This is a genomic window from Streptomyces sp. NPDC059008 (genome assembly GCF_042749045.1).
GTDB lineage: Bacteria > Actinomycetota > Actinomycetes > Streptomycetales > Streptomycetaceae > Streptomyces.
This window is the reverse complement of sequence record NZ_JBHYJC010000016.1, coordinates 26,142-46,871: the sequence shown is the minus strand read 5'-3', so window position 1 is coordinate 46,871 and position 20,730 is coordinate 26,142. Positions and strand designations below refer to the sequence as shown.

At 72.1% G+C, this 20,730-nt stretch carries 19 protein-coding genes; 9 read left to right on the top strand and 10 right to left on the bottom strand.

The window, feature by feature from the left end:
• The first annotated feature begins 67 nt into the window (after window positions 1-67).
• Window positions 68-697, top strand: a complete 630-nt coding sequence (locus ACFWZH_RS20315; RefSeq protein WP_384432702.1) for a TetR/AcrR family transcriptional regulator — start codon at window positions 68-70, stop codon at window positions 695-697.
• Between the two features lie 49 nt (window positions 698-746).
• Here the strand turns inward: ACFWZH_RS20315 and ACFWZH_RS20310 are convergent, their stop codons facing one another.
• On the bottom strand, window positions 747-1,172 hold the full coding sequence (locus tag ACFWZH_RS20310; RefSeq protein WP_384432699.1) for an SsgA family sporulation/cell division regulator: 426 nt from the start codon (window positions 1,170-1,172) through the stop codon (window positions 747-749).
• Between the two features lie 415 nt (window positions 1,173-1,587).
• Between ACFWZH_RS20310 and ACFWZH_RS20305 the strand changes: the two genes are divergently transcribed.
• The gene (locus ACFWZH_RS20305; protein WP_384432979.1) at window positions 1,588-2,661 is read left to right on the top strand and encodes a WD40/YVTN/BNR-like repeat-containing protein; all 1,074 of its coding nucleotides are present in this window, start codon (window positions 1,588-1,590) and stop codon (window positions 2,659-2,661) included.
• 112 nt (window positions 2,662-2,773) lie between these two features.
• Here the strand turns inward: ACFWZH_RS20305 and ACFWZH_RS20300 are convergent, their stop codons facing one another.
• Together ACFWZH_RS20300 and ACFWZH_RS20295 are read right to left on the bottom strand one after the other, a co-directional pair.
• On the bottom strand, window positions 2,774-3,280 hold the full coding sequence (locus ACFWZH_RS20300) for a MarR family winged helix-turn-helix transcriptional regulator (RefSeq protein WP_384432695.1): 507 nt from the start codon (window positions 3,278-3,280) through the stop codon (window positions 2,774-2,776).
• A 193-nt stretch (window positions 3,281-3,473) separates the two neighbouring features.
• Complete coding sequence (locus tag ACFWZH_RS20295; RefSeq protein ID WP_384432692.1) at window positions 3,474-5,456, bottom strand: FUSC family protein; 1,983 nt, start codon at window positions 5,454-5,456, stop codon at window positions 3,474-3,476.
• Between the two features lie 129 nt (window positions 5,457-5,585).
• Here ACFWZH_RS20295 and ACFWZH_RS20290 point away from each other — a divergent pair, with 129 nt between their 5' ends.
• Window positions 5,586-6,203, top strand: a complete 618-nt coding sequence (locus ACFWZH_RS20290; RefSeq protein ID WP_384432689.1) for a TetR/AcrR family transcriptional regulator — start codon at window positions 5,586-5,588, stop codon at window positions 6,201-6,203.
• 89 nt (window positions 6,204-6,292) lie between these two features.
• Here the strand turns inward: ACFWZH_RS20290 and ACFWZH_RS20285 are convergent, their stop codons facing one another.
• The 4 genes from ACFWZH_RS20285 to ACFWZH_RS20270 all read right to left on the bottom strand — a co-directional run bounded on the left by ACFWZH_RS20285 (window position 6,293) and on the right by ACFWZH_RS20270 (window position 9,728).
• Window positions 6,293-6,607, bottom strand: a complete 315-nt coding sequence (locus ACFWZH_RS20285; RefSeq protein WP_384432687.1) for a hypothetical protein — start codon at window positions 6,605-6,607, stop codon at window positions 6,293-6,295.
• A 404-nt stretch (window positions 6,608-7,011) separates the two neighbouring features.
• On the bottom strand, window positions 7,012-7,815 hold the full coding sequence (locus ACFWZH_RS20280; RefSeq protein ID WP_384432684.1) for a DeoR/GlpR family DNA-binding transcription regulator: 804 nt from the start codon (window positions 7,813-7,815) through the stop codon (window positions 7,012-7,014).
• Window positions 7,816-7,884: 69 nt separating this feature from the next.
• Window positions 7,885-8,766, bottom strand: coding sequence for a ketose-bisphosphate aldolase (locus tag ACFWZH_RS20275; RefSeq protein ID WP_384432681.1), 882 nt, complete (start codon window positions 8,764-8,766; stop codon window positions 7,885-7,887).
• A gap of 56 nt (window positions 8,767-8,822) precedes the next feature.
• The gene (locus ACFWZH_RS20270; protein ID WP_384432678.1) at window positions 8,823-9,728 is read right to left on the bottom strand and encodes an SIS domain-containing protein; all 906 of its coding nucleotides are present in this window, start codon (window positions 9,726-9,728) and stop codon (window positions 8,823-8,825) included.
• A gap of 420 nt (window positions 9,729-10,148) precedes the next feature.
• Between ACFWZH_RS20270 and ACFWZH_RS20265 the strand changes: the two genes are divergently transcribed.
• Complete coding sequence (locus tag ACFWZH_RS20265) at window positions 10,149-11,615, top strand: sugar porter family MFS transporter (protein ID WP_384432675.1); 1,467 nt, start codon at window positions 10,149-10,151, stop codon at window positions 11,613-11,615.
• 77 nt (window positions 11,616-11,692) lie between these two features.
• Here the strand turns inward: ACFWZH_RS20265 and ACFWZH_RS20260 are convergent, their stop codons facing one another.
• Both ACFWZH_RS20260 and ACFWZH_RS20255 read right to left on the bottom strand, forming a co-directional pair.
• Window positions 11,693-11,992, bottom strand: coding sequence for a YciI family protein (locus ACFWZH_RS20260; protein ID WP_384432672.1), 300 nt, complete (start codon window positions 11,990-11,992; stop codon window positions 11,693-11,695).
• Window positions 11,993-12,144: 152 nt separating this feature from the next.
• Window positions 12,145-13,566, bottom strand: coding sequence for an amidase (locus ACFWZH_RS20255; protein WP_384432670.1), 1,422 nt, complete (start codon window positions 13,564-13,566; stop codon window positions 12,145-12,147).
• Between the two features lie 236 nt (window positions 13,567-13,802).
• On the opposite strand from ACFWZH_RS20255, the gene ACFWZH_RS20250 reads away from it, so the two are divergent.
• Entirely contained in the window at window positions 13,803-14,507 is a 705-nt protein-coding gene (locus ACFWZH_RS20250) for an endonuclease V (RefSeq protein WP_384432667.1), read from the top strand.
• A gap of 30 nt (window positions 14,508-14,537) precedes the next feature.
• On the opposite strand, the gene ACFWZH_RS20245 is transcribed toward ACFWZH_RS20250, so the two are convergent.
• Window positions 14,538-15,728: a saccharopine dehydrogenase family protein gene (locus ACFWZH_RS20245; protein ID WP_384432665.1), complete on the bottom strand. Its 1,191-nt coding sequence runs from the start codon at window positions 15,726-15,728 to the stop codon at window positions 14,538-14,540.
• A 324-nt stretch (window positions 15,729-16,052) separates the two neighbouring features.
• On the opposite strand from ACFWZH_RS20245, the gene ACFWZH_RS20240 reads away from it, so the two are divergent.
• From ACFWZH_RS20240 to ACFWZH_RS20225, 4 genes are all read left to right on the top strand, one after another.
• Window positions 16,053-17,564 carry a sialate:H+ symport family MFS transporter gene (locus tag ACFWZH_RS20240; protein ID WP_384432976.1) on the top strand — a complete coding sequence of 504 codons (1,512 nt, stop codon included), beginning with the start codon at window positions 16,053-16,055 and terminating at the stop codon, window positions 17,562-17,564.
• A 138-nt stretch (window positions 17,565-17,702) separates the two neighbouring features.
• Window positions 17,703-17,855: a hypothetical protein gene (locus ACFWZH_RS20235; protein ID WP_384432662.1), complete on the top strand. Its 153-nt coding sequence runs from the start codon at window positions 17,703-17,705 to the stop codon at window positions 17,853-17,855.
• Window positions 17,856-18,033: 178 nt separating this feature from the next.
• Window positions 18,034-19,227, top strand: a complete 1,194-nt coding sequence (locus ACFWZH_RS20230) for a CoA transferase (RefSeq protein ID WP_384432659.1) — start codon at window positions 18,034-18,036, stop codon at window positions 19,225-19,227.
• Between the two features lie 334 nt (window positions 19,228-19,561).
• Complete coding sequence (locus ACFWZH_RS20225) at window positions 19,562-20,704, top strand: acyl-CoA dehydrogenase family protein (RefSeq protein WP_384432973.1); 1,143 nt, start codon at window positions 19,562-19,564, stop codon at window positions 20,702-20,704.
• The last annotated feature ends 26 nt before the right edge of the window (window positions 20,705-20,730 follow it).

Genomic DNA, 20,730 nt, shown 5'->3' with positions numbered 1-20,730 from the left:
CCGGAGTTCATACGGGAAGAACGGCGCCCCGCGAAGGGCGCGCGGTGTGAGAAGGAAGGGCTCGTCCGTGCCCAAGAAGGTGGACCACGAAGCCAGACGGCGGGAGATCTCCGAGGCGCTCTGGCGGATCACCGGCAGCCGCGGACTGGACGCCGCGAGCCTGCGCGACGTCGCCGCGGAGGCCGGCATCTCGCTCGGCCGGCTCCAGCACTACTTCCGCACCAAGGACGAGATGCTGATCTTCGCCCTCCGGCACATCAACCAGCTCGCCGCCGACCGCATCCGCGCCAGGATCGAGGCGCTCGCCGAGGAGCCGACACCGCGCGAGGTCCTGCGCGCCTGCCTGACGGGCATGCTGCCGCTGGACGACAACAGCCGCATCGGCGTGCTCGTCGGCGCCGCCTACTACGCCCGCGCCGTCCATGACGCCACCCTGCGTGCCGAGGCCCGCAACGGCATTCCCCAGCTCGGCGCCTTCTTCGCCGACCAGCTCCGACGCGCCGCGGAACGCGGGGAGCTGCCCCCGGAGCGCGCGACCGAGGACCAGGCGATGCTGCTGATCAGCGTCGCCGACGGGCTCGCCAGCTACGTCCTGCTCGAAGTGCACGAGCCGCAGGCCGCGGTACGGCTGCTGGACCTGCACCTGGCGAACCTCTTCGGGGACGCCGCCGAGGGGCGGGCGCCGACGACGCGGTGAGCCGGGGGGCGAGTCGGCGCCAGGGGGAGTGGCCCGGTCGGCCGGGGGTCTACGCCTCGCGCAACAGGGCGTCGAGATCGGCCTCGACGTCCAGATGCCGCGCCTCGTCACCCTTCGGGACGACCTCGTAGGACCGGGTCAGGAAGCCGCGCAGATCCGGCGCGTCGAACTGCACCACGGCCATCCCGCCGGCGGTGTGCAGCTCCACCACGACGACGTCGTACTCACCGTCGGGATTGCTCGGCCAGATCTGCACATCGCCCGCGCCCGCCGACCTGTGCAGCCCCTCCTCCAGCAGCTCCCGGCCGAACGTCCAGACCACCTCCGCGCCGTCCAGCGACGCGACGGGCGGAAAGACCAGGCGCACCGCGAACGGATCGGTGCGTGCGTAACGCAGGTTCGCCGGAATCACCCGCGACCGGGGAGTGGTCGCGATGAGACGGGCCGAAACGGCTTGGTCGATGACGCTGGACATCGCCGGCTCCCTTGCAATTGGTGCGGTTCCCTGGGTGTACAACCACTAGGACGGCAAGGCCATTGCCGCGGGTGCATTGGAATCCCATGGATTCCTGCGTGACCTGCATCACGAGGCGGAGGAATGTATCCCCATGCGCCGCCATATGCCCTCTTTGCTGTCCGGGGATCCACGGCCCCGGTGCGCGACGCCGCGACATGACGTCACGTCAGTTTTCGGACGGACATCGTGAACTCGCCCTCGGCGGCCGCCCGGTGGCCTGGACGGAGCCGCCGCGCTGGGCTAGCTTCCAGCGCACAACACGAGCGGGGTGGGGCGAATGCGGCGCATGGTGCACAGCGGGTCGTTCTTCGACAGGGTACGGAGCGGGGCTCCGCTCGGGCGGCGGGTCGCGCGCCGGACGGCGGCAGCGGCGCTGGCGGTGACGGGCGCGGTCGCCGCCGCACCAGGCCCGTCGGCCGTGGCCGCCGCCGTCACCCACGAGCCGGCGGCAGCGCAGCGCAGCACTCCGCTCGCCGGCGCCGGCTGGCACCTCAAGGACAGCGGCAGCACCGCCCGCTTCCGCGGCCTGGCGGCCGTCAGCCGCAGCACCGCCTGGGTCGCTGGTACGGGCGGCACCGTGCTGCGCACCCGCGACGGCGGCAAGCACTGGAGCGACGTCTCCCCGCCCGGTGCCGGCGCGCTGGAGTTCCGCGACGTCGAGGCGTTCGACGGACGCCGCGCGGTCGTCCTCGCCATCGGCGAGGGCGAGGCCTCGCGCGTCCTGCGCACCGACGACGACGGCGCCACCTGGCACGAAAGCTTCCGCAACACCGACCCCCGCGCCTTCTACGACTGCCTGACCTTCTTCGACCAGCGGCACGGCATCGCGCTCAGCGACCCCGTGGACGGCAGGTACCGCATCCTGTCCACCGGGGACGGCGGCCGCAGTTGGCGCGTACTGCCGTCGGACGGTATGCCCCCGGCGCAGCACGGCGAGGCCGCGTTCGCCGCCAGTGGCCAGTGCCTGGTCTCCACCGGCAGCCATGACGCCTGGCTCGCGACCGGCGGCGCCGGCACCGCCCGCGTCCTGCACACCGCCGACCGCGGGCGTACCTGGTCGGTCGCCGACGCCCCCCTTCCGGCGGGCGATCCGGCACGCGGTGTCTTCGCCCTCGCCTTCCGCGACCGGGCGCACGGCCTCGCGGTCGGCGGGGACTACCGCCCCGACCAGCCCTCGCCCCGCGCCGCCGCGGTCAGCGCCGACGCCGGCGCCACCTGGACGGCGTCCGCCGAACCCCCCGCGGCCTACCGCTCCGGCGTCGCCTGGCTCCCGCACTCCCGACGCCTGGCCCTGGCGGTCGGCCCCTCCGGCAGTGATCTCACACTCGACGGCGGCCGCACCTGGCACCCGTTCGACCAGGGCTCGTACGACACCGTCGACTGCGCCCCTGACCTGGGCTGTTGGGCAGCGGGGGAGCGGGGCCGGATCGCACGACTGGGGTGGTGAGCGGCGCGGGCGGGGCGTGGGCCGAGGCGGCGGGCGGGAGCCGTCCGAAGCCGCGGGCCGGTGCGCCCAAGGCGCTTTCCCCACGCGTCCCCGCACTCCATGAGACCCGCGGTCACTCCATGAGGCTGCCGAGCCGCCCCTCCAGCACGACCAGCAACTCACCCAGCGCCGCGGAGAGTTCCTCCTGCCGCTGATCACCGATGCCGTCGAGCAGCGCCGCCTCGTACCGCAGCTGCTCCGGCAGCAGCCGGTCGATGGTCTCGCGGCCTTCGTCGGTGAGCGAGAGATGCGCCACGCGACGGTCCCGGTCGTCCGGCCGACGGGCGATCAGCCCCCGCTCCTCCAGCTGCCGTACGCGCTTGGTCACCGCCGCACCGGAGGCGAAGGTCTCACGGGCGACCCGCCCAGGGGTCAGCTCGCGGTCCATCCGGCGCAGGGTGCCGAGGATGTCGAACTCGGGCCGGGTCAGCCCGGCCCGCCGCAGTGGCGCATCGGCCGCCTGCTGGAGCAGGGCGGAACAGCGGTTGAGCCGCCCGATCACCGCCATCGGGCCGGTGTCCAGCCCCGGGTGCACCTGCTGCCACTGGCGCAGCACCCCTGCGACGATGTCCTCGGTCACCCGCACTCTCCTCTCGGCCAGGCCGTCCGCCGCCCGGTCCCCTCCGAGCGGTCGGCGCCGGGGTCAGGTCCGGGACCACGGCGTCCGGCGCGGCCCGTCCGCTGCTGGTCACCCGGTCCGCTGCTGATCACCCGGACAGGACCTCATTGTGCCTGCCGCACGGCGCCGTCCGCCGCGCGGGCGGGCGTACGGGTCAGGCGACCGGTGACGGCGCCGCGGCGCCCGTCGTCCGCCCCCGACCCACCGAGGAGGCCCCGAGTCCCACCGAAGAGGCCCCGAGCCGCCGGACGACTCCGGCCAGCGCACGGTGCCCCCGCTGCTCGGCGCCGGCGATCCGCTCCTGCGGGACGGCGCGCTGCCACCACTCGCCGGCCGCCACCTCCACGGCCTCACGGAGCTCGACCAGGCAACCGGCCAGCCGGTCGCGCGCCCGGCAGATCTCCCGAGCCTCGTCGGCCTTGGGCGTCGGTCCCGCCGCGAGCAACCGGAGCACGGCGGCCTCCGCCTCCGCCAGTCGCTCCAGCGCGCCCTCGACACGGTCCGCCGCCCGCCGGTTGGTGACCACGACACAGCAGGTCAGACCCACCGCCGCGCCCACCACGGTGTCGATCCAGCGGTCCGTGATCAGCGTCGCCGCCGGCCGATGACCGCCGAACTCCGTCAGCAGCAGCGCCATCGGCGTGACCCACACGGAGCCCAGCCAGTAGTTGCGGCTGATACACGCCTCTGCCCCGAGCTGGCAGGCCAACGCCAGCGCGACCATCGCGAGCGGCCCGGTGCGGATCACCGGCAGCAGCGCGGTGAACAGCAGCAGACCGAGCAGATTGCCCAGGGTGCGCTGCAGCGCGCGCTGCCAGGAGAGCGTGGTGTTGGCCTGGTAGATCGAGGCGGCGGTCACCACGGCCCAGTACGGGTGCCCGACGCCGACCGCCATCGAGGCCCAGCCCGCCAGGACACACCCGGCGGCGACCCGCGCTCCTATGGGCAGCAGCGGTGAACCCGGCGCCAGCCGGGAGGCCACCGCACGCAGCCCACGCGGATGATCGGGAGCCGGCCGCCGCACGCCCACCGCTTCGGCGGCGGTGCCCGCCGTGGGTTCCCCGGGCCGGCCGCCGCCCCGCTCCTCGACGGCGACGCCGATCCCTTCCCCGGCCGGTGCCACCGAGAGCGAGACAGGGGGGAGCGGGCGCCCGCGCCGCAGGTCACGGGCCCAGGCGACGAGGACGGCGGCTTGGGCTTCGGCCTGGGCTTCGGCCTGGGCTTCGGCCTGGGCTTCGGCCTGGGCTCTGGATCGGGCTTCGCCCAGGATCTCAGCTCGGGCTTCGATGTCTCCGGGCTCCCGGTCCCCCGTATCCGCCAGTACCGCCTCCGCCCGCACCAGCATCCGTTCGAGCCCGGTCCGCGCCGCCGCCTTCTTCGGGGTGCGGGCCGCCGGGACCAGGAGCAACGTGTGCCGGGCCGCGTTCACGGCGGTCGCGGCCGCATGCCGGGCGTGCGCCGACCCGGCCGCCGCCGCGCCGCCCGCACCCGGCCTCGTACGCAGCAGACCGGCGGCGGCCTCCAGCGCGCGGGCGGTCGCGATCCGCTCCGGCCCCTGCGGACGGACCAGCGCCGGCGCCATGCACACCAGCCAGGCGAGCACACCGGAGCCGAGCGCCAGCGCCAGGTGCCAGGGGACCTGCCCCAGGCGCTGCGGCACGAAGAACGCCGACGCGGCGACGAAGGTCAGGATGAGGTTCCCCGGCGGGCCGATGCGCGTCGCGTCGCAGACCATCTTGTGGACTGCGGCGAGCAGCGAGGCGAGTACGACGAGCAGCGCGGCAGAGGAGATCAGCGAGGCCGCGGTCAGTGCCGCACCCAGGCTCGTGACCATGCCGAGCACGACCCACGACAGCGTCCGGGCGCGGGCGGCGTACGGCAGACCGTGCGCGTACAGGGCGCACATCGCCCCGGCCGAGGTGTAGAGGATCAGATCCAGCCGGCCCAGGACGAGAAGCGTGAGGTCGGGGATCGCCAGCGCGGCGACCGCGCTGAGCGCCGGCTTGTGCCAGATGTCGACGGGGCGGCGCAGCCGCACGGTGCTCTTGATCGGCAACGGCCGGGTGCGCACCACACCCGTCGGCTCGACGCTCCCTGTCCTCCCGCGCTTCCCGGCGGGCCCGGCATGCTTCCCCATAGGGGGAAGGTTAGCAGGTTATTTGTAGGTGTTTTACTCGTGAAGGGTTTTGGCTCGTGAAGGGCTTCGCTGTTTCGCGCCGCCCCGCCCGGGAGCGGACATCGCCCGGCGGAGAGCGACAATGTGCGGGTGCCAGCCGCCAAGAAGAAGACGACCACCGCGAACGCGTCCCCGGAGCGCCGCCGCGAACTGCTCGACACCGCGGCCGAGGTCTTCGCCGCGCAGGGCTACAACGCCACCACCGTCCGCCGGATCGCCGACGAGGCCGGGATGCTCGCGGGCAGCCTCTACTACCACTTCGATTCCAAGGAATCGATGCTGGACGAGATCCTCTCCACGTTCCTGGAGGAGCTGTGGGACGGCTACGACGCGGTGCTCGCCGCGCGGCTCGGGCCGCGGGAGACGATCGAGGCGCTGGTCACCGAGTCCTTCCGGGAGATCGACCGGCACCGCGCGGCCGTCGCGATCTACCAGAAGGAGGCCAAGCACCTCGCCGGCCAGCCCCGCTTCGGCTACCTCACCGACTCCCAGCAGAAGTTCGAAAAGGCCTGGCTGGGCACGCTGGAGCGGGGAGTGGCCGACGGGGTCTTCCGCGCCGACCTCGACATCCGGCTCACCTACCGCTTCGTGCGGGACACCGTCTGGGTCGCGGCGAGCTGGTACCGGCCGGGCGGTCTGCACAGCCCCGAGGAGATCGCCCGGCAGTACCTGTCGATGGTGCTGGACGGCATCGCCGTACGCGTATGACCAGTCGGTCGGACGAGGGGTGACGGCCCGGGCCGCGGGTGCGCGCTCTCAGGCCCCCGGGCCCGGCCGTCGCATGGCGGTGAGGCCGTTCAGCAGGAGACGTTCTTCACGTACAGGGCCCGCGGCGTCGTCGCCGTCTTGCCGTAGCGGACGCTCTTCGTCGTGCCCCCGGAGAGGCGGCCGCGCGGGTCCTTGTGGTGCGGGATGACCACGGTGAAGCACGAGGTGCGCAGGGCGCACAGATTCGCCAGGCGTACGTACCGCTGGCCGTCCTTGTCGTAGTACTTGCGCACCTTGACGCACCGCGGCGGCTGGCCGGCGGCGGCCGCTTCCGCGGCGGTGGTCAGTGTCAGTGAGGCGCTGCATGCCACTGCTGCCAGCGCTATGGCCAGAAACTTCCGCACGTCATCTCCCCCGAGAGAAACTCAGACTCAGACTCCCCCTGCGAAACCCGTACTGGCTTCGCACGTTCATTCCCCATTGTCCACACCCGCACCGCGAAATCAGCCCCGGGTGCCACACGGGGACACAAGTGCGACACAAGAGCGACCTTTTTGATACCGGGTGGGACGGTAGCGAAACGCAGGAAAACGGGGCAAACGAATGGGCGCTCGGGGGTGCTCGATCGCCCCCTGCTGCGGCGCCGTCACCGTCCGCCACCACAACTCGATCTCCGTCTTCGTGTTTGGGCCGCCATCACCTCCGCCACCACAACTCGTCTCGCGTTCGGGTCGGGCCGGGCCGGGGGGCCGCACCCGCGTGCTCGGGCGAACGGCGGACGGTGGGCGGGCAGGGGCGGACCGGAGCCTCATTCGCCGGGAGACGGACGTGCCGTCACCACCCTCAGCCCCCGATCGGTGAACTCGCGGCGGATCGCCTCCTTCGCGCCGCCGTCGGTGATGAAGGTGTCGAAGACATCCGCATCGCCGACCCGGGCGAAGCAGCGCTCGCCGATCTTCGACGAGTCCGCGACGACGACGGCACGCCGGGCACGTTCTGCCATCAGGCGGTTGACCCGGGCCTCCGCCTCGTCGTGCACCGTGGCCCCCATCAGCGGGTCCATTCCATTCGCCCCGATGAACGCGATGTCGATCGAGATCTGCTGCAGTACCAATTCGCTGAACGGGCCGACGAGTTCGAACGACCGCGAGTGCGCCACCCCGCCCGTGAGCACGATCTTGATTTGTGGCCGCACGGCCAGCTCGTTGGCGATATTGAGGGAGTTGGTGACGATGGTCAGATGCGGCTGCGGCCCCGCCTCGGCGAAGTCCGGACGGGTGGCCAGCACCCGGGCGATCGCCGTGGTCGTCGTGCCACCGCTCAGACCGACCACATCCCCCCGCTCGACCAGCTTGGCCGCGGCCTTCGCCACCGCCTCCTTCTCCTCCGACCGGTGCGCGTGCTTGTAGCGGATCGGCAGGTCGTACGCCACCGAGCTGAGCACCGCCCCGCCCCGTGTGCGGGTCAGCAGCTGCTGCTCGGCGAGGGCGTCCATGTCGCGCCGCATCGTGGCCGCCGAGACCTCCAGAGCGGTCGCCGCCTCCTCGACGTCCACCCGACCCCGGTCCCCGAGCAGCTCGAGCAGTGCGTTCATCCGTTCATGGCGCTTCATAGCGCGAGCCTAATTCGTTTCCGTCGGCCACCGTGACGCCCAGTGGACGCCCCGTTCTGGGCGACCTGCTCACCCCCGAGCCGGTGCCTGGGCCGCGTACTGGACCGGAACCGTCGTCGGAGTGCCCAGCACGCCCAGCAGCCTCGCGGCCTCCTCGGCCACTGCCTCGCGGGCCGGCTTCACATACTTGCGGGAGTCGACCAGCGACGGATCCGCGCCCAGCGTCCGGCGTATCGACTGGGTGAAGACGGACACCAGATGAGTGGAGATATTGATCTTCGTCATTCCGGCGGCGATGGCTCGGCGCAGCTCCTCGTCCGGCACTCCGGAAGAGCCATGGAGCACCAACGGCACCGGCAGGGCGGCGTGCAGCGCCCTGATGAGGTCCTTGTCCAGCACGGCCGTGCGCTCGTGCATGGCATGTGACGAGCCGACGGCCACAGCGAGGGCATCCACACCGGTGGCACGGACAAAGGCCAGGGCCTCGTCCGGGTTCGTGCGCACCCCCGGTGCGTGCACGCCGTCCTTGCCGCCGACCTCGCCCAGCTCCGCCTCGACATAGGCGCCCCGCTCGTGGCACCAGGCGGCGAGTTCCGCGGTGGTGGCGACGTTCTCCTCGTACGGCAGCGCGGAGGCGTCCACCATGACCGACCCCACTCCGGCCCTGATGCCCTGGCGGACCAGGTCCGCGTCGGTGATGTGGTCGAGGTGTACGGCGATCCGGGCGCTGGAGTCCTCGGCGAGAGCGAGCGTGGCGCGGGTGATCGGCAGCAGACTGCCGTGGTAGCGGATGCAGTTCTCGCTGATCTGCAGGATCAGCGGGGTGCCGGTGCGCTCGGCGGCGGTGACCAGCGCCTCGGCGGTTTCCAGATGGATGACGTTGAAGGCCGCCGCGCCGACCTGGGCCTCACGCGCGGCGTCGACGATGGATGAGGTGGGAACGAGGGGCATGGCGCGCTGACTCCCTTGCGTGCGGGGTGGATTGGCGTGCGGGGCACAGGCAGTGGCTAGGAGGCGGCTGGTGCCTCGAGCATCACCGAACGGGTCAGGCTGCGTGGGTTGTCCGGGTCCAGGCCGCGGGCTCGGGCTCGTTCCAGCGCGACCCGCTGCACCAGCACCAGATCGGCCAGCGGATCGCGGGCATGGCACACGAAGCGCGCACCGGTCCGCACCACATCGGCCTCCAGCCCTTCCGGTGCCCGGCCGAACAGCCAGGTCACCCGGCCGGGGGCGGCTATCGCGATCGGGCCGTGGCGGTACTCCATCGCGGGGTAGGACTCCGTCCAACTCTGCGACGCCTCCCGCATCTTGAGCGCCGCCTCATTGGCAAGGCCGAAGGTCCAGCCGGTGCCGAGGAAGGAGAACTGCTCGGCGTCCACCCACTCCTTGTCCAACGGCGCGGCCAACGCTTCCCGGGCGTCGGCCACCGCCTGCGAGACGTCCTCACCCAGGTGGGCGCGCAGCAGTGTGAGCGCCGTCGTCGCGAAGCGGGTCTGCACCACCGACTTCTCGTCGGCGAAGGGCAGCGCGATCGTCTCGTCGGAGAGCGCCGTCGCCGGCGTCTCGGGGTCGCCGATGATCGTCACCGTCGGGACGCGCCCCTTGACCGCGTCGAGCACGCGCAGCACCTCGGTCGTGGTGCCCGAGCGGGTGATCGCCACCACCGCGTCATAGCCGCGGTCGCCGTCGAGGAACGCCTCGGAGGCGGCGAAGGGATCCGTCACGCCGAGCCCGGCCCCCTCGCGCAGCGCCGCGTAGGACTGCGCCATGAACCATGACGTGCCACAGCCGATCACGGCGACCCGCTGCCCGGCCGCGGGCAGTGTGGCGACCGCCGCTCCGATCCGCGCGGCCTCCTGCCAGGTCCCCGGCTGACTCTGCAGCTCCTGCTCCATGTACGAGGCGTCGTTCATGGCCACCCTCCCGTGATGCGTGAAAAGGATCTGGATCATCCTGTGCTGCGTTGCAGCGTGCTGCGTAAAACTGCAACTTTCGACTTCGTTGCGATCGACTGTACGCAGAATCTTGCTCGCGATCCATCCCTCGTATGGGTGGATGCACCAGAGGGGAGGGGTGAGGGTCGGTGCTGGTCGGGGCGATACGGGGGTATCGGGAGAGGTGTTGAGGGAGGGTGAAAGCGGTGGATGCAGAGGTGGAGTGCGGGTGGCGGGGTAGAAGCTAGCTGTTGACAGTTGCGTGAAAGAGGCTGGATATTCGCAAGATCAATCAAGCCGCCATGTACTAGCAGTCATGCACTAGCAGTCATGCACTCATGCGCTCACGCAGATCGGTCGGTCATGCAGTAGACCGCTCCGCCGTACAAAGGACTTCGCATGTCCATTGCCACGCTCTCCGCGACGCCCCCGCCACCGTCCTCCCGGGCCGCACGCCGCAGCGGCAGAATGTTCGCGCTCACCGGCGCCGTCGTCGGCGTCGTCTACGGCTACGACACCGGCAGCATCTCCGGTGCCCTGGTGTTCCTGAGCAGGGACTTCCACCTCACCGAGGTCGAGAAGGGCCTGGTCAACAGCATCCTGGTGTTCGGCTCCATCGTGGGCGCGCTGATCGGCGGCAAGCTCGCGGACGCCCTGGGGCGCAGGGCCGCGATGCTGATCGTCGCCAGCTCCTACGCCGTGTTCGTCGCCCTGTCCGCCCTCGCGCCCAACGTCGTCGTGCTGGACATCGTCCGGTTCCTGCTGGGCGTCGCCATCGGCATCTCGATCGTCGCCGCCCCGCTCTACGTCGCAGAATCGACCCCGGCCCGGATCCGGGGCGCCTCCGTCGCCGCCTATCAGGTGGCCACGGTCGCCGGCATCGTCATCACGTACTTCGTCAACTGGGGCCTGTCCGGCGGCGGCCACTGGCGCTGGATGCTCGGCCTGTCCGCGATCCCGGCGGCGCTCGTCCTGATCCCGTTGCTCCGGCTGCCGGACACCCCGCGCTGGTACGTCCTCAAGGGGCGCACGGAGCGGGCCGTCGAGGTCATGGCGACGACCGATCCGGACGTCGACCCGCGTGCGGAGGTCGCGGCCGTGGCTGCCGCGCTCGCCGAGGAGAGCGGCGGATCGGCGCGCTCGCTGCTGCGCAAGCCGTACGCCCGAGCAGCGTTCTTCGTCGTCGGCCTCGGCTTCTTCTGCCAGATCACCGGCATCAACGCCGTGACCTACTACAGCCCGCAGATCTTCGAGGAGATGGGCTTCACGGGCGACGGCCAGAACTTCCTGCTGCCGTCCTTCGTGCAGCTCGCCTCACTGGCCGCGACGGTTCTCGCCATCCTCGTCATCGACCGGCTCGGCCGCCGCGCGGTGCTGCTCTGCGGCATCGGCACGATGGTCATGATGCTCGCCGTGCTGACCGCGGTCTTCGGGACGGGGGATCTGCGCGGCGCCACGACCTGGATCGGCTTCGGCGCCATCCTCCTGTTCACCGCGGCCTTCAACTTCGGCTTCGGATCGCTGATCTGGGTCTACGCGAGCGAGGCGTTCCCCGCCCAACTGCGCTCCACCGGGGCGTCGGTGATGCTCACCGCCGACCTGGTCGCCAACCTCCTGATCGCCCAGTTCTTCCCCTCGCTGATGGCCTGGGCCGGCGCGGCCCGGACGTTCGCGGGCCTGGGCGCCCTCGCCCTCGCCGCTCTGGTCTTCGCTTCCGTCACGGCGCCCGAGACCAAGGGACGCCAACTGGAGGAGATTCAGGGTTACTGGCGCAACGGGGGGCGGTGGCCGGAGGCGCCCGAGCCCGGTGAGGTGAGCCCCGGCCCGCTCGGTACGTCACCGGCCTCGACGACCACCTCGTCGTAGACCGCCGTGGACCGCCGCATGGGCGCGAGATGCCGTGTCAGGCGTCGCGGCCCGGCCCCCGGCCCACCGGACACCCCCTAGGAAGGCAGCTGCTCCCGGTAGGCCTCCAGTGCCGGTGCGGTGGTCGTCGCCACGAACTCGGTGATCCGGTACTCGCACACCCCGGCGAGGGTGAACGGGTCCTCGGCCACGATCCGCTCCACGGCCGTCCGGTCCATCCCGGCGGCCAGGATCACGCCCCCGTCACGCGGGACCTTGCGGCCGGCCGCGATGAAGTGCCCGGCGGCGTACCCCTTCTGCAGCCACTCCACATGCTCCGCGAGGGCGGCGTCGACGCGTTCGATGGGCGCGGTGTAGGTCAGTTCCAATACGAACATGGCTGCAATATAGAGCAGGCCCCGCTCGCCGGCCGCGCGCCCTCCCGACCGTGAAGACGCAGGCCGGAAGGGCGTGTGAGGCCGGGCGGCCGGAGGCTCGCGGGCGGCCTGGGAGTGGACGGCCCGGGAGCGGACGGGCGGGCTGCGGCGGATCAGGACATGGGCGCTTCCGGGCGGCGCCGGCCGTGCCCTGTCGCCTGCTCGTAGGCATGACCGGCCTGGAGGACGGCGAGATCGGCGCGCGGCGCACCGATGAACTGCAGCCCCACCGGCAGACCACCGGGAGTGAACCCCGCGGGGACCGAGAGGGCGGGCACACCGAGGACGGAGATCAGGTAGGCGGACCGCATCCAGTCCAGATACGTGTGCGTGGGCCGGCCCGCGACCTCCCTCGGATACTCCAGCTCCGCGTCGAACGGCGTGACCTGGCTGACCGGGGCCAGAAGGAGGTCGTACCGGGAGAAGAAGCCGACCATGTCGAGGTGCAGCCGGCTGCGGGTCGCGGTGGCGGCCTTGAGATCGGCCGCGGTCAGACGGCGGCCCTGCTCGATGTTCCAGACGAGGCTGGGCTTGAGGGCCTGCCGGTCGGAGTCGAGCAGATCGCCGAACGCCAGGTCGAAGCTGTGCGCCCGCAGCGTACGGAAGGCCTCGTCGGCGCCGGTGAGGCCCGGGCAGGCCGTATCGACATGGCAGCCGAGCTCCTCCAGGACGCTCAGCGCGGGCTCCAGAACGGCGAGGACGTCCGGATCGGCCGGTGCGTGTCCGCCGAGGTCGGGTGCCCATGCCACGCGCAGTCCGCGCAGATCGCGGTCGAGCGGTACCCGGAAGGCATCGCCGGGGGTCTCCAGGCTGATGGGACAGCGAGGATCCGGCCCGGCCATCGCCGACAGCAGCAGCGCGGTGTCGGCGACGGTCCGCCCCATGGGGCCGGGCACCGCCAGGGTGTCCCAGAGGTTGCCGCCCGGGTGCGGTGGGACGCGGCCCGGCGTCGGCCGCAGACCGACCACGTTGCAGAAGGACGCGGGGTTGCGCAGCGAGCCGCCCATGTCGCTGCCGTCGGCGAGCGGCTGCATCCCGGTCGCGAGCGCCGCGGCGGCGCCGCCACTGCTGCCGCCCGCCGAGCGCGTGGTGTCGTACGGATTGCGGGTGATGCCGAAGACCGGGTTGAAGGTGTGCGAACCGGCGGCGAACTCGGGGACGTTGGTCTTGCCGAGGCGGATGGCGCCGGCCCGCTGCAGCCGGCCGATCACCAGGTCGTCCTCGTCGGGGATGTGGTCGGCGAAGAGCGGTGAGCCGAAGGTGGTGCGCATACCGCGGGTGAGATGGGTGTCCTTGAACGCGATCGGCAGTCCGTGCAGGGGCGGCACGGCGGCGCCCCGGGTGAGGCGTTCATCGGCATGCGCCGCGGCGGCGAGTGCGCCCTCGGGGTCGAGGGTGACGATGGCGTTGACGGACGGGTTGGCCCGTGCGATGCGGTCCAGATGAGCCTGCACCACCTCCCGGGCGGAGATCTCGCGACGGCGTAACCGCGCGGCGAGGTCGGTGGCGTCGAGTTCGTGGAGAGCGTCGGACATAGGGGCCTCCGGTGGTCTCCGGGCGGACGGGGAACGGGGACGGGGCGGCAGGGAAGGAGCGTGCACGTCCATGGCGTCGGCACCGGCCGGGCTCGGTCCGGCCGGACTCGGCACCGGCCGGGTCCACGCTCAGCGGGGGCAGCCTGCCGGGTGCACTCCTCACGGTACCGAGCGCCACTGACAGGGCGTCGGCCCGATCATCGCTCGATCGGCGGTTCGGTAGCGTGGTGGACACCATGGACACTTCCCGAACGATCTCCTGCGACGAGGAACTGCGGCACTGGCCGACCGACGAAGCCCAGGCACGCGCGGTCCAGGACCGGTTGCGGTCCCACGTACGGCTCGACGAGTCCGGGCCGGAGCCGGGCTTCGAGGGGACCGTGGTCGGAGTGGACGTCGCCTACGACGACGAGCGCAACGTGGTCGCCGCGGCCGCCGTCGCGCTGGACGCCCACACCCTCTCCGTCGTCGACGAGGCCACCGCCGTCGGGAGGGTCTCCTTCCCGTACGTCCCGGGGCTGCTGGCCTTCCGCGAGATCCCGACCGTGCTCGACGCCCTCGCCGGCCTCGCCCGGGTGCCCGACCTCGTGGTGTGCGACGGGTACGGGCTGGCGCACCCGCGCCGCTTCGGGCTCGCCAGCCACTTGGGCGTGCTGACCGGGCTGCCCACGATCGGTGTGGCCAAGAACCCCTTCACCTTCCGGTACGAGCCTCCGGGGCCCGAGCGCGGCACGACCTCTCCGCTCCTGGATGGCGACGAGGAGGTCGGACGTGCCCTGCGCACCCAAAAGGGCGTCAAACCGGTCTTCGTCTCCGTGGGGCACCGTGTCGACCTCGACCGGGCCTGCGCGCACACGCTCCGGCTGGCGGCGGCGTACCGGCTCCCGGAGACGACCCGGGCCGCCGACTCGCTGTGCCGCAAGGCGCTGGCCGGCGCCTGACAACGGCGTCGCCCGGGGCGGGGCGCCGGGTCATCGCTCCCGGACCACGCGGAAGGTGAGGCCCGCCTTCTGGAGGCGGGCCGTCAGCGCGTCCCCCATGGCCACCGCGGTCGTCACCTGGCCCGCGGTCTCCGGGAGATCGTCGAAGGCCAGGCTCAGCGCCGATTCGGCGAGCATCTTCGCCGTCTCGTCGTAGCCGGGGTCACCGCCCGACACCTCGGTGATCAGACGCTCGCCGCCACCGGAGGCGACGAAGCGCACCGTGAACCAGCTGCGCGCGCGGCGCTCCGGGCCCGGACCGTCGCCCGGCTCCAGACGGCCCGACAGCCAGCGCCGTGCGGGTGGCAGCTGCGCGAGTGCGCACAGGGCGCCCATCCCCAGTGCCCCGCCGACGGCGATCGGCAGCCGCCGCACGCCGGCGTAGTGGCGGTAGCGGAAGTCGGGCCCGTAGCGGTCCAGCACCGCGGCCGAGCGGGCGATGACCTGCGGGTCGAGGGTCGGCAGCGGCACACCCCAGGTGCCCGTCTCGGCGCTCTTGACCGGCGCCCCGAACGGCGCCCGCACCGCACGTCCCGCCGGTCGCGGCTCGACCCGCTGCCTGGCACGGGCCGCCCGCGCCATCGCGACCGGGCGCGACACGGCGGTCAGCGTGGAGGACAGCGTGCCACCGGAGAACGTGGCGTTGGTGCGTACGAAGCCGTCGATGCGCAGCGGCACGCCCTCGGGGAGCAGACCGACCGTGTAGTGCACTCCCAGGTCGTGCGGAACGGAGTCGAACCCGCTGGCGTGGACGAGGCGGGCGCCCGAGGCGCGGGCCGCGGCGTCGTGGCGCACATACATCCGGTCGATGAACTCGGGCTCTCCGCACAGGTCGAGGTAGTCGGTGCCGGTGGCCGCGCAGGCGGCGACCAGCCCTTCACCGTGGATCAGGTACGGGCCGACCGTCGTCGCCAGCACCCGGGTGCCGGCGGCGAGGGCACGCAGGGCTTCCGGGTCGCCGCTGTCGGCCCGCAGCAGCGGCAGGTCGGAGCAGGCCGGGTCGATCTCCGCCAGCCGGTCGCGCAGTTGCTCCAGTTTGGCGAGGTTGCGTCCGGCCAGCGCCCAGCGGCAGTCCTCGGGGGCGTGCTCGGCCAGATACGCGGCGGTGAGCGCGCCGGTGAAGCCGGTCGCGCCGTAGAGGACGAGGTCGTACGCCCGTCCGGAGGTGTCCTGCCGTCGCATCCCGCATCCTCTCGACCGCCCTGTTGACGTGGTGTCCGGGACCCTAGGCAGTTGCCGTCGACGCGTCAACGACCGGCCCAGTAACCCCCATTGGCCTCATCCGTCGCAGGGACCTCCGGTGGCCGACAGGGGCCGGTGTGCGGTCTTGACAGGGTGTCGCGGCCGGGCCAGATTCGCCGTGAGCGCCGATGACATGGGACGTCCGATGTCTGGATCGCCGGTCATGGTTCGCCGGTGTTGTCCGCTCGTCGCCGCCTTCGGTGGCTGCTCTTCGGTCGTTGCACGACTGCTGGAGGAGGCCGGGTTGCCGTGACCAAGCGCCCCATGGAGACCCCGGACAGGGCACGGATCTGGTACCGGGAGGTCACCCCGCGGCAGTGGAAGGCGATGGCCGGCGCCTGGATCGGCTACCTCCTCGACGGCTTCGACTTCGTGCTGATCACCCTGGTGCTGACCGAGATCGCCGAGGACTTCCGGCTGAGCACCGCCACCGCCGCCTCGCTGATTTCCGGGGCCTTCATCACCCGTTGGCTGGGCGGTGCCGTCCTGGGGGCGCTGGGCGACCGCCACGGCCGCAGAACCGCCATGATCGCCAGCATCCTGCTCTACTCGCTCGGCACCTTCGCCTGCGGGTTCGCCTGGGGATACACCAGTCTGTTCGTCGCCCGGCTGGTGATCGGCCTGGGCATGGCGGGGGAGTACAGCGCCAGCGTGACCTATGTGCTGGAGAGCTGGCCCACCCGATGGCGCAACCGCGCCTCCGGGTTCCTGATCTCCGGCTACGCGGGCGGCACCGTCCTCGCGGCCGAGCTGTACAAGTGGGTGGTGCCCCACTGGGGCTGGCGCTGGATGTTCTGGATCGGCGTGCTGCCCGTCCTCGTCGCCCTGTGGGTGCGCCGGTCGCTGCCGGAGGCCGGGGACTGGAAGAGGGACGTCGGTGCCCCTACGGGACGCCCGGAGCAGGAGCGTCCGAATCCGTTCCGGCCGTTGTTCACCGGCCGGATCCGGTCGTGGGCCAATGCGGCCCTCGCGGCGGGTGCCTCGGTCGCGCTGTTCTGCGTCTTCACGCCCCTCGGGGCGGGAGCTGCCCCCTGGCTGGCGGGCGTCGCGGCGCTCTGCCTGCTCGCCTTCGCCGCGCAGCTCGGCGGCCGCCGGGGATGGCTGCTGTACGTGTCCCTGATGGCGACGGTCTTCTGCGCCTTCCTCTACAGCTGGCCCATCCAGGCCCTGCTGCCCACCTACCTCAAGACCGGCCTCGGATACAGCCCCGCCCAGGTCACCGACGTGATGTTCTACGCCGGCTTCGGCACCATGGCGGGCTGCTGGCTGGCCGGCTTCGTCGGTGACCGGTTCGGCACCCGGCGGGCCTACGCGGGCACGCTGCTGGCCTCGCTCGCCTTCGTCTTCCCGGTCTTCGCGGTGCACGACAGCCTGCCGGCGCTCGGCGTGCTGCTGTTCGTGCTCCTCGCGCTCAGTCAGGGCATCTCCGGCATCCTGCCGAAGTACCTCGCCGGCCACTTCCCGACCGCGCGCCGCGCCGCGTCGCTGGGCTTCGTCTACAACGTCGGGGCGCTGGGCGGAGCGGTCGCCCCCGTTCTCGGCGCCCATCTGGCCGAGGGCATGCCCCTGGGGCAGGCGCTCGCCGTGCTCACCTTCGGGCTGACGCTCGTCGTCATCCTCCTGGTGGGCGGCAACGTCCCCCAGCGCCTCGGAAGGCTGGTGGACCGTCAGGCACCCGACGACCACCTCGTGCCGGAGACCGGCGAAGCGAAGGCCGTCGCGTCGGGGGGGCCGGCCGGCTCCGCCGCCGGCGAGGCGTCGACCGACTCGGCGTGACGCCGTTCGTCCCTCCGTCGGCCCGGTGTCCGGCGCTGCGCGGGCCGTTGTCAGTGCTCGCCGTTAGCGTGTGATGCGTGGGTCGGCCCGCGTGCGACAGGCGCGGTGCCGTACGGGGGAACGGACGTGGAGGAGCGCATGGCGAAGGCGGTGGATCCGGCGGCGGCGCGGGAGCGCGTGGTCGGACTCGGGCACGCGCTCGGGCTCGCCGGGATGCTCGGGGACAGGGCTGTGGAGTCCCTGCGCGGCATAGCCCCGGCGAAGGTCATCGCCGGGCTCGACGGGGGATAGCGGCGCAGCGGCAGCAGGCGCGCAAAGGCCCGTGGCGGCGATGGCAGTTGAGCATCGCCGGCGCGGGCCTTTTTTGGCGAGTACCACTTGGTGCGGGGGCTTGTGGAAAGTGGAACACGTTCTTAACATCACGAGTGTTACATCAGAAGTGTCACAGTGCGGAAGGGCATGGGGCGCGATGACAGAGCCGGACAACGGCCCGCTGAGCGGGGTGCGGGTGGTCGAACTCGCGGGCATCGGCCCCGGCCCGTTCGCGGCCATGCTGCTGGCCGACCTCGGCGCCGACGTCGTCCGCGTCGACCGGCCGGGAGGCGCGGGGCTGGGCATCGACCCGGCGTACGACGTCACCAACCGCAACAAGCGCTCGGTGCTGGTGGACCTGAAGACGCCCGAGGGCGTGGCGCAGGTGCTGGAGCTGGCCGAGCGCGCCGATGTGCTGGTGGAGGGGTACCGCCCCGGAGTGGCCGAGCGGCTCGGCGTGGGCCCGCAGGAGTGCCTCGCGCGCAACCCCCGGCTGGTCTACGGACGGATGACCGGCTGGGGGCAGGAGGGTCCGCTGGCCGACACCGCGGGACACGACATCGGCTATATCGCCATCACCGGTGCCCTCGGCATGATCGGCCCGCCCGACGGCCCGCCCGCCATCCCCGCCAACCTCCTCGGCGACTACGCGGGCGGATCGCTCTACCTCGTCATCGGTGTCCTCGCCGCCCTGCAGCACGCCCGCTCCGACGGCGGAAAGGGCCAGGTCGTGGACGCCGCGATCGTCGACGGCACGGCCCATCTGACGGCGATGATCCACGGCATGCTGGCGACCGGCGGCTGGCAGGACCGGCGCGGTGCGAACCTCCTGGACGGCGGGACGCCCTTCTACGGCGCCTACGAAACCGCCGACGGCGGCTATATGGCGGTCGGTGCGCTGGAGCAGCGGTTCTACGGCGAGTTCATCCGGCTGCTGGGGATCGAGAAGGAGGCCCCCGGCCGGGACGACCTCGCTGCCTGGGGCGAGCTGCGCACCGCCATCGCCGCCCGCTTCAGGACCCGTACGCGGCAGGAGTGGACCGCGGTCTTCCAGGAGTCCGACGCCTGCGTGGCGCCCGTGCTCTCGCTGCGCGAGGCCCCGCAGCATCCGCACCTCGCCGCCCGCGGCACCTTCGTCGACCACGGCGGGATCACCCAGCCCGCGCCGGCGCCCCGCTTCTCGCGCACTCCGGGCGCGGTGCGCAGGCCGCCCGCCCGGCCCGGCGCGGACACCGAAGGGGTCGCCCGCGACTGGCAGGCCCCCAGCCTCCTCGCCCCGCCACCGGCCGGCCGCGTCGGCACCCCGGCCGCCGGCCCGGCCCGCGCCGTCCAGAAGGACACCGCCGGCTGATGGAACCGTCCACCACGCTTCAGCACGCGGGCGGTCCGCGCCGGGCCGCCGGCCGGGGTGCCGGCGGGGCCGGCGGCCGGTCACCGCTGGGCCCCGGCGCCCGGGCGCCTAGGGCGTGTCCGATGGGGCATGGCCGGGTCCGCGACGTCTTGAGCGTCGGCACATGCCGACGGACGCCGCCGCGCGGGCCCGCCGGATACGTCCGCGAGCGGGCCGCGGCGTTCCGGGGCGACGGCGTGACGACGCTCGACGTCCACCCGGTGGAAGCACGGCCCGCCAAGCCGACCGACACGTCAAGAACCGGCTCTGAGGAGGGCCCGCAGAGATGACCCAGATGAAGCGCCAGCTCTTCACCGCCGAGCACGAGGCCTTCCGCGAGACCGTGCGCACCTTCCTCGCCAAGGAGGTGACGCCGTATTACGAGCAGTGGGAGAAGGACGGCATCGTCAGCCGGGACGCCTGGCGGGCGGCCGGGCGGCAGGGACTGCTGGGCCTGGCGGTGCCCGAGGAGTACGGCGGCGGGGGCAACGCCGACTTCCGCTACAGCGCCGTCCTCGCCGAGGAGTTCACCCGAGCCGGGGCCGCGGGGCTCGCGCTGGGGCTGCACAACGACATCATCGGCCCCTATCTGACCTCCCTCGCCACCGACGAGCAGAAGCGCCGCTGGCTGCCCGGCTTCTGCAGCGGCGAGATCATCACCGCCATCGCCATGACCGAGCCCGGTGCCGGCTCCGATCTGCAGGGCATCCGCACCACCGCCGAGGACCGGGGCGACCACTGGCTGCTGAACGGTTCCAAGACCTTCATCTCCAACGGCATCCTCGCCGACCTCGTCATCGTCGTCGCCAAGACCACACCGGAGGGCGGTGCCCACGGGCTGTCGCTGCTCGTCGTCGAGCGCGGCACGGGCGGTTTTGAACGCGGCCGCAACCTCGACAAGATCGGCCAGAAGTCCCAGGACACCGCCGAGCTGTTCTTCAACGACGTACGGGTGCCCAAGGAGAACCTGCTCGGTGAGCTGAACGGCGCGTTCGTCCACCTGATGACCAACCTCGCGCAGGAGCGCATGGGCATAGCCGTCGCCGGGATCGCCGGCGCCGAGCATCTGCTGGAGATCACCACGCAGTACGTCAAGGAACGCGAGGCGTTCGGCCGGCCGCTGGCCAAGCTCCAGCACATCCGCTTCGAGATCGCCGAGATGGCCACGGAGTGCGCCGTCACCCGCACCTTCCTCGACCGCTGCATCGCCGACCACTCGGACGGCACGCTCGACGCCGTGCACGCCTCCATGGCCAAGTGGTGGGCCACCGAACTCCAGAAGCGCGTTGCCGACCGCTGTCTCCAACTCCACGGCGGATACGGCTATATGACCGAGTACCGCGTCGCCAAGGCCTTCACCGACGGCCGCATCCAGACCATCTACGGCGGGACGACCGAGATCATGAAGGAGATCATCGGTCGCTCCCTGCTCGGCTGACCCCTCCTGCTGTGACCTCCCGCTGT